At 69.6% G+C, this 6,849-nt stretch carries 7 protein-coding genes; 2 read left to right on the top strand and 5 right to left on the bottom strand.

From position 1 onward, the window contains the following. The 4 genes from E1281_RS16145 to E1281_RS16130 all read right to left on the bottom strand — a co-directional run. Positions 1–359: MerR family transcriptional regulator (locus E1281_RS16145; protein WP_131878941.1), on the bottom strand; the 359-nt coding region annotated here is incomplete at its 3' end. Positions 360–525: 166 nt separating this feature from the next. Next, positions 526–918 (bottom strand): cytochrome P450, encoded by a 393-nt coding sequence (locus E1281_RS16140; protein ID WP_131878939.1) that lies wholly within the window; start codon positions 916–918, stop codon positions 526–528. Between the two features lie 168 nt (positions 919–1,086). Continuing rightward, positions 1,087–1,887: an oxygenase MpaB family protein gene (locus E1281_RS16135; protein WP_165958954.1), complete on the bottom strand. Its 801-nt coding sequence runs from the start codon at positions 1,885–1,887 to the stop codon at positions 1,087–1,089. After that, the gene (locus tag E1281_RS16130; protein WP_131878936.1) at positions 1,884–2,717 is read right to left on the bottom strand and encodes an oxygenase MpaB family protein; all 834 of its coding nucleotides are present in this window, start codon (positions 2,715–2,717) and stop codon (positions 1,884–1,886) included. The genes E1281_RS16135 and E1281_RS16130 overlap by 4 nt, the downstream gene beginning before the upstream one ends. A 52-nt stretch (positions 2,718–2,769) precedes the next feature. Between E1281_RS16130 and E1281_RS16125 the strand changes: the two genes are divergently transcribed. Continuing rightward, positions 2,770–3,378, top strand: a complete 609-nt coding sequence (locus E1281_RS16125) for a TetR/AcrR family transcriptional regulator (RefSeq protein ID WP_165958953.1) — start codon at positions 2,770–2,772, stop codon at positions 3,376–3,378. Positions 3,379–3,381: 3 nt separating this feature from the next. Here the strand turns inward: E1281_RS16125 and E1281_RS16120 are convergent, their stop codons facing one another. Then, positions 3,382–5,217: an acyl-CoA dehydrogenase gene (locus E1281_RS16120; RefSeq protein ID WP_131878932.1), complete on the bottom strand. Its 1,836-nt coding sequence runs from the start codon at positions 5,215–5,217 to the stop codon at positions 3,382–3,384. Between the two features lie 288 nt (positions 5,218–5,505). Between E1281_RS16120 and E1281_RS16115 the strand changes: the two genes are divergently transcribed. After that, positions 5,506–6,843 carry a UDP-glucose/GDP-mannose dehydrogenase family protein gene (locus tag E1281_RS16115; RefSeq protein WP_131878930.1) on the top strand — a complete coding sequence of 446 codons (1,338 nt, stop codon included), beginning with the start codon at positions 5,506–5,508 and terminating at the stop codon, positions 6,841–6,843. Positions 6,844–6,849 lie beyond the last annotated feature (6 nt).

The raw sequence follows: 6,849 nt of genomic DNA, 5'->3' as shown, positions 1-6,849 counted from the left end.
GGGAGAGAGTCGAGGTGCCTGAGGGCTTGGCGGAGGGTGGCGGTGAAGGCCGCCAGTTCGGCGGCGCGCGCCTCGGCGTCGGTGATCCGGGCGGCGACGCGGGGCCGCAGGTCGGCCTTCACCTCTGAGCAGGCGCCCGACTCCCACACCCCCAGTAGTTCGGAGACCTCCTCCAGCGGCAGGCCCAGGTGCTTGGCCGCGCCGATGAACGCCAGGCGGTCCACCGCGTCCTCGCCGTAGAGACGGTACCCGGCCGGGGACCGGTCGGCGGGCAGCAGACCGGCGGACTCGTAGAACCGCAGGGTGGTGGCCGGGACCCCGGAGCGTTCGGCGAGTTGGGAGATCCGCATCGTGCTCATACCCGCGACGGTAAACCTTCGACCCGACTCGAAAGTCAAGCGGTCACCGAACCGAGCAGGCTGGTGGTGGGGCCGAGCAGGTCTTCAGACCGGCAGCTTGTCGAGGATGGCGGCCACTCGTGGAGGATCAGGTGTGGGTTCGGCGGTCTGCGAGACCCCGAAGGATTCATCGTGGTTCGGCGGGCTGGAGTGCGGGTCTGACCGTGACGGGAAGGGAGCGGAGTCCGCGTAGTACGGGGCTGCTGATGCGGTCCGGGGTTCCGGCTGGGGCCAGGTGGGGCAGGCGCCGGGCGAGGGTTCCCAGGGCGATCCGGGTTTCGAGGCGGGCGAGTGCGTGACCGATGCAGAAGTGGATGCCCGAGCCGAAGGCGATGTGGTCGCCCGTGGTGCGGTCCAGCCGGAAGGCGTCGGGGTCGTTCCAGTGGCGCGGGTCTCGGTTGGCCGAGCCGACCAGTGGCAGAACACGTGCGCCTTCGGGGACCGTGGTCTCGCCGGCTGACCAACCACAGATCGGAAGCGGGCAGGTGGTGGACCGGCGCCACGTCGCGGAGCCAGGCATAGGCGGGGTAGGGGTTGGCGATGAAGTCCGGGCCGTTCAGGTCCAGGGGCGTCATGACGATGCTCCGATCGCGGTCATCAGGATGAGGTCCCGCCGGCGGTTCATCAGGAGCAGCGAGCCGCGGGCGACCACGGTCGGCTCGGCCTCCAGGTTGCCCAGGGGGCGGGCTCAGCGGGCATGCGGCGGTCCCTTCCGGTTGAAGGCCTGCCTTGCGACAGGGAAGTAGCGCAGGCTTGAGGGAAGGACCGGCCAGCTCAGCCGTACGGTGCGGGCGAAGCGGCGGAAGCCGCGCTCGTCGGCGGATGAGACCGTCAAGCCCGCCAGGTGCCGGACGGGCTGCGGCAGCAGGACCGGGGCCAGGCCCGTAGGCAGCAGCCGCGGCAGCCAGGCGTCCGGCCGCAGGATTTGCTCGAAGTAGACGTCGAAGACGGAGTTCGACTCGAGGACCTGCTTGCAGACAGCGTCGAAGTAGTCGGCGAACGAGCCGTAGTCGGATGGGACGACGCGGTCGCTGACCCCGTATCTCCGGTACCAGATACAGGATTCTTGGTAGAGGCGTTCGCGCTCTTCGCGGGAGAGCGGTCTGTCGAAGAGGTCGATCGCCGTCATCAGGGCGTCGACGAACGTGGCGTGCTCCCAGAAGAAGACATCCGGGGTGAGTGAGTGGTAGCGCCTGCCTTTGCCGTCGCGCCCCTTGATCTCTTCGTGCAGCCGGCGGACTCTCGCCCCGGACGCGGCGTCCTGATAGACGACTCCGATCGCCTGCGGCACGGCTCGGGCCTGCTGTGCCCACAACGAGCCTGGAAAGCGGGAGTGCTGCTCGGCGGCGGCCGCGATCGCGGGATGCAGCATCTGCAGCGCCGCCGCCCGCGGCATGACCAGTCCGTAGCGCCTGTCCCCGGCGTAGCGCCAAAGGAGCGATTCCGGGCCGAGGTAGGACGACGTCTGCGCGAGCGATCCCGCGGTCACACGGCCCCCTTGACTCGGCCCTGCCCCCGCTCGGCCGCCGGAGCGGAATACTTCTTCCAGCGGGTGCGGCGCGCCAAGGCCATCAGGCCCCTGGTGGGCAGCCGACGGATCGGCGCTGGTGTCACGCGCAGTTGCAGGGACATCGATGCGATGAGCGCACGGAAGAGGCGCTCTCGGAACGGTGTCCATGGCAGGTCGTATTGGCGTCGGATCTGTTCGGGCAGGAGGCCGGCGGTGATGAGCCGGTTGAGTGGAGCTCCGAGCCGTAGCAGCAGGGGGCGTGGATAGAGGATCGCTTGAGCTTCCTGGCGAGCCACATCGCTGACGTGCAAGGTGGTGATCTGCTCTTGCCAGTACGCGCGGAAGGCGGCCCGGTCCTCGGGGATCGCCTCCCGTGGCGCGCCGAGCAGCGTGGCCAGCAGGACGGTCTGCTGGTAGTACTGCTCCGCCAGGTCTGGGTCCAGGGGGCCGTGCAGCCGCTCCTGAAGGTCGCGGGCGCCTTCCGAAAGCGTGGCGAAGACCCAGGTCAGCAGGTCGGCGTCATGTGCCGAGTACCCCGGGCCCTTCACCCGGTCGTGGGCACGCATCGCGTGCCAGGCGATCCGGTGCGCCTCCTCCTTGGTGCCGAAGACGACCATCCCCAGGTAGTCGAGTGTCGAGAAGAGACGGAGCAGCGGGTCCTGCTTGAACTCGCTGTGCTCGGAGACGCCCGCCGCGACGCTCGGGTGGGCGAGTTGCAGCAGAAGCGCGGCCGTGCCGCCGAGCAGTGTGTGCGGCTCGGCGGTCACCTTCCGGATGGCCGAAGCGTCGTCGAAGAGACCCGAGACCATGACATCTACTCCTTAGAGAAAATATGTATTTTCTCAAGATAGACTGATGGACATGGTGACGCAAGTGCCTACTTACTCCGCGCTTCCCCGGCATCGGCATGCCCTCGGCCGCGACCAGGTCAGATCGGTCCAGCGCGCCCGCGTCCTGCGTGCCGCAGCGGAGGCCGTGGTGGACAAGGGGTACGGAAAGGTCACGATCGGTGACATCGTCCGCCGCGCCCAGGTCTCGACCAAGACGTTCTACGAGCTGTTCGATGACAAGGAGAGCGCGTTCCTCGCCGTCTACGACGACCTGGACGACCTCATCGACCAGGTGGAGGTCGGTGCCGGGGATCCGCGCGAGCGACTGCACGAGACCCTGACGGCGGCGCTCGGCCTGCTGGACGCGGAGCCGCATCTGACCCGGATGCTCGCGATCGACGCCATGGGCGGCGGGCCGACGATCCTCGCCCGCCGCAACCAGGCGCTCCGCAAACTCGCCGCGCTCGTGGCGGCGGTGCTCGGACGCGAGCCGGACGACATGCTCATCATGGCCTACCTCGGCGGCACGGCCGAACTCGTCGTCCAGCACGTCACCGGCCCGCTACCTGATCTGGCCGCCGAGGTCCACAGATTCACCGACGCGCTCTTCTTCCCTACCTCCCGCCGACCAAGCCGCTGAGCCTCAGAAGGAGTCTTCGGGGAGGTCCATCAGGTCGAGGGTGGTGGATTCGGTGGTGGCGCGGTCGGCGGCCAGGCGGGGGAGGACGGTCTGGGTGAAGAACTGGGCGGCGGCGATCTTGCCGTTGTAGAAGGCCTTGTCGGAGTCGGAGACGTCGCCGCGGCCGAGTGCGGTGAGGGCCACCTCGGCCTGGCGGCAGAGGAGCCAGCCGACGATGAGGTCGCCGAGGGCCATCAGGAGCCGGGACGAGTTGAGGCCGATCTTGTAGAGCTCCTTCGGGTTCTCCATCGAGCCGAGCGCCCAGCCGACCATCGGGTCGAGGATGCCCTGGACGTCGTCCAGGGCGCGGCCGAGGAGGGCCCGCTCGTTCTTCAGCCGGCCGTTGCCCGCCTCGGACTCCGCGAAGGCCCTGATCTCGCCGACGAGCGCCTTGAGGGCCTCGCCGTTGTCCCGGAGGATCTTGCGGAAGAAGAGGTCCTGCCCCTGGATCGCGGTCGTGCCCTCGTAGAGGGTGTCGATCTTGGAGTCGCGGATGTACTGCTCGATCGGGTAGTCCTGCAGGAAGCCGGATCCGCCGAGGGTCTGCAGCGACTCGGCGCCGAGGAGGGCGTACGCGCGTTCCGAGCCGAATCCCTTGACGATCGGGAGCAGGAGGTCGTTGATCTTCTCGGCGGTCTCGTCCTTGCGGCCCTCGTGCTGGGCGATCTGCACGGAGTCCTGGTAGGACGAGGCCAGCAGGACCAGGGCGCGCATGCCCTCGGCGTAGGCCTTCTGCGTCATGAGGCTGCGCCGGACGTCCGGGTGGCGGGTGATCGTCACCCGGGGGGCGGACTTGTCGGTCATCTGGGTCATGTCCGCGCCCTGCACGCGCTCCTTGGCGTACTCCAGCGCGTTCAGGTAGCCGGTGGACAGGGTGGCGATGGCCTTGGTGCCGACCATCATCCGCGCGTGCTCGATGACGAGGAACATCTGCCTGATGCCCTGGTGCACGTCACCGACCAGGTAGCCGACCGCCGGGTGCTTCTCGCCGAAGGTCAGCTCGCAGGTCGTGGAGACCTTGATGCCCATCTTCTTCTCGACGTTGGTCACGTAGGCGCCGTTGCGCTCACCCAGCTCGCCGGTCTCCACGTCCACCAGGTACTTGGGGACGAGGAACATCGACAGCCCCTTGGTGCCGGGGCCGGCGCCTTCGGGACGGGCCAGCACCAGATGGAAGATGTTCTCCGACATGTCGTGCTCGGCCGAGGTGATGAAGCGCTTGACGCCCTCGATGTGCCAGGTGCCGTCCGGCTGCTCGACGGCCTTGGCGCGGCCGGCGCCGACGTCGGAGCCGGCGTCCGGCTCGGTCAGCACCATCGTGGCGCCCCACTTCCGCTCCCGGGCCAGCTCGGCGAACTTCTTCTGCTCGGGCGTGCCGATGTGCCAGAGGATCTGGGCGAAGCTGGGGCCGGACGAGAACAGGTAGACGCCCGGGTTGGCGCCGAGAACCTGCTCGGCGACCGCCCAGTTCAGGGAGCGCGGGGCGCCGGTGCCGCCGAAGTCGGGGCCGAGGTCGAGGCGGTACCACTCGGCGTCCATCCACGCCTTGAACGACTTCTTGAAGCTCTCCGGCATCGTCACCGTGCCGGTCGCCGGGTCGTACTCGGGCGGGTTGCGGTCGGCGTCCTCGAAGGACTCGGCCAGCGGGCCCTCGGCCAGGCGGTTCATCTCGTCCAGGATGCTGCGCGCGGTGTCCTCGTCCAGTTCGGCGTACGGGCCGCTGCCGAGGAGGTCCTGGCGCCTGAACACCTCGAAGAGGTTGAACTCCAGGTCCCGGAGGTTGCTCTTGTAGTGCCCCATTCGAGACTCCGTATAGTCCTGCGGCGCCCGCCGGGCCCCGCGCGTCGTACTGGTCAGTAACTCAACATCATGCTACCCGCTAGTAACCAGTGACAACCACCCTTAATCACCGCGTTCCGACGGAGGCAGGCCATATAGAACCACGCTCGGCCGTCGCGTGTGACGTAACTCACGCGATCAGCCGCTTCCGGGCAGCGGCCCGGCGACCCGGCACCCGGCGACGGCCGCGGGGCGGGCGGTGGGAAGATCGTGCGGCGCGAGAACACCGCGACGCAAAGGGAGGTGCGCATGAAGCAGGGGGATGCCGGGGTCCCGAGACTGACCGTCATCGGGACCGGATATCTCGGTGCCACGCATGCGATCTGCATGGCCGTCCTCGGGTTCGAGGTCCTCGGCGTCGACGTCGACCAGCAGAAGATCGACCGGCTGGCGTCCGGCGAGGTGCCGATCTTCGAGCCCGGCCTGCCGGAGCTGCTCACCAAGGCGCTGGAGTCCGGCCGCCTCCGGTTCACCACCTCGTACGCGGAGGCGGGCGAGTTCGGCGACGTCCACTTCGTGTGCGTCGGGACGCCCCAGCGCCCCGACTCCGACGCCGCCGACCTGACCTACGTCGACGCCGCCGTCCGCTCCCTCGCACCGCACCTGCGCCGCCGCGCCCTCGTCGTGGGCAAGTCCACGGTGCCGGTCGGGACGGCGCAGCGCCTCACCGGCGTCCTCCAGGGCCTGGCGCCCGCGGGCGCCGACGCCGAGCTGGCCTGGAACCCCGAGTTCCTGCGCGAGGGCTTCGCCGTCGACGACACCCTGCGTCCCGACCGGCTGGTGTTCGGCGTCGCGTCCGACTGGGCGGACGAGCGGCTGCGGGCCGCGTTCCGGCCCGTCCTCGACCAAGGGACCCCGGTGATCCGGACCGACCTGGCCACCGCCGAGCTGGTCAAGGTCGCCGCGAACTCCTTCCTCGCCACCAAGATCTCCTACATCAACGCGATGGCCGAGGTCTGCGAGGCGGTCGGCGCCGACGTCAAGGACCTCGCCGACTCCCTCGCGCTGGACGACCGCATCGGCGGCAGGTTCCTGCGGCCCGGCCTCGGCTTCGGCGGCGGCTGCCTCCCCAAGGACATCCGCGCGTTCGCCCACCGCGCCGAGGAGATCGGCGTCGGCCAGGCCGTGTCGTTCCTGCGCGAGGTGGACGACATCAACCGGCGCCGCCGCGCCCGCACCGTCGACATCGTCCGCGAGGTGCTCGGCGGCGACGTCGCCGGCAAGCGGATCGCCGCGTGGGGCGCCGCGTTCAAGCCCAACTCCGACGACATCCGCGACGCTCCCGCGCTCGACGTGGCGCACACCCTGCACGACCTCGGCGGGGACGTCCGCGTCTACGACCCGGTCGCGGTGGGCAACGCCCGCCGGGCCTTCCCCGAGCTGCGCTACGGCGACAGCGCGTTCGACGTCGCGAGCGACGCCGACGTCGTCGTCCTGCTGACCGAATGGGCGGACTTCCGGGAGGTCGATCCGGAGGCGCTCGCCCGCGTCGTCCGGCACCCGCGGGTCGTCGACGGCCGCCACGCCCTCGACGCCGCCCGGTGGCGCGCCGCGGGCTGGGAGTACCGCGCCCTGGGCCGCTCCTGAAACGAG

It is taken from the genome of Actinomadura sp. KC345 (genome assembly GCF_004348515.1).
In the GTDB taxonomy this organism is placed as follows: domain Bacteria; phylum Actinomycetota; class Actinomycetes; order Streptosporangiales; family Streptosporangiaceae; genus Spirillospora.
Note: the sequence above shows the minus strand (reverse complement) of the source record. Positions and strands in the feature narration are given on the sequence as shown.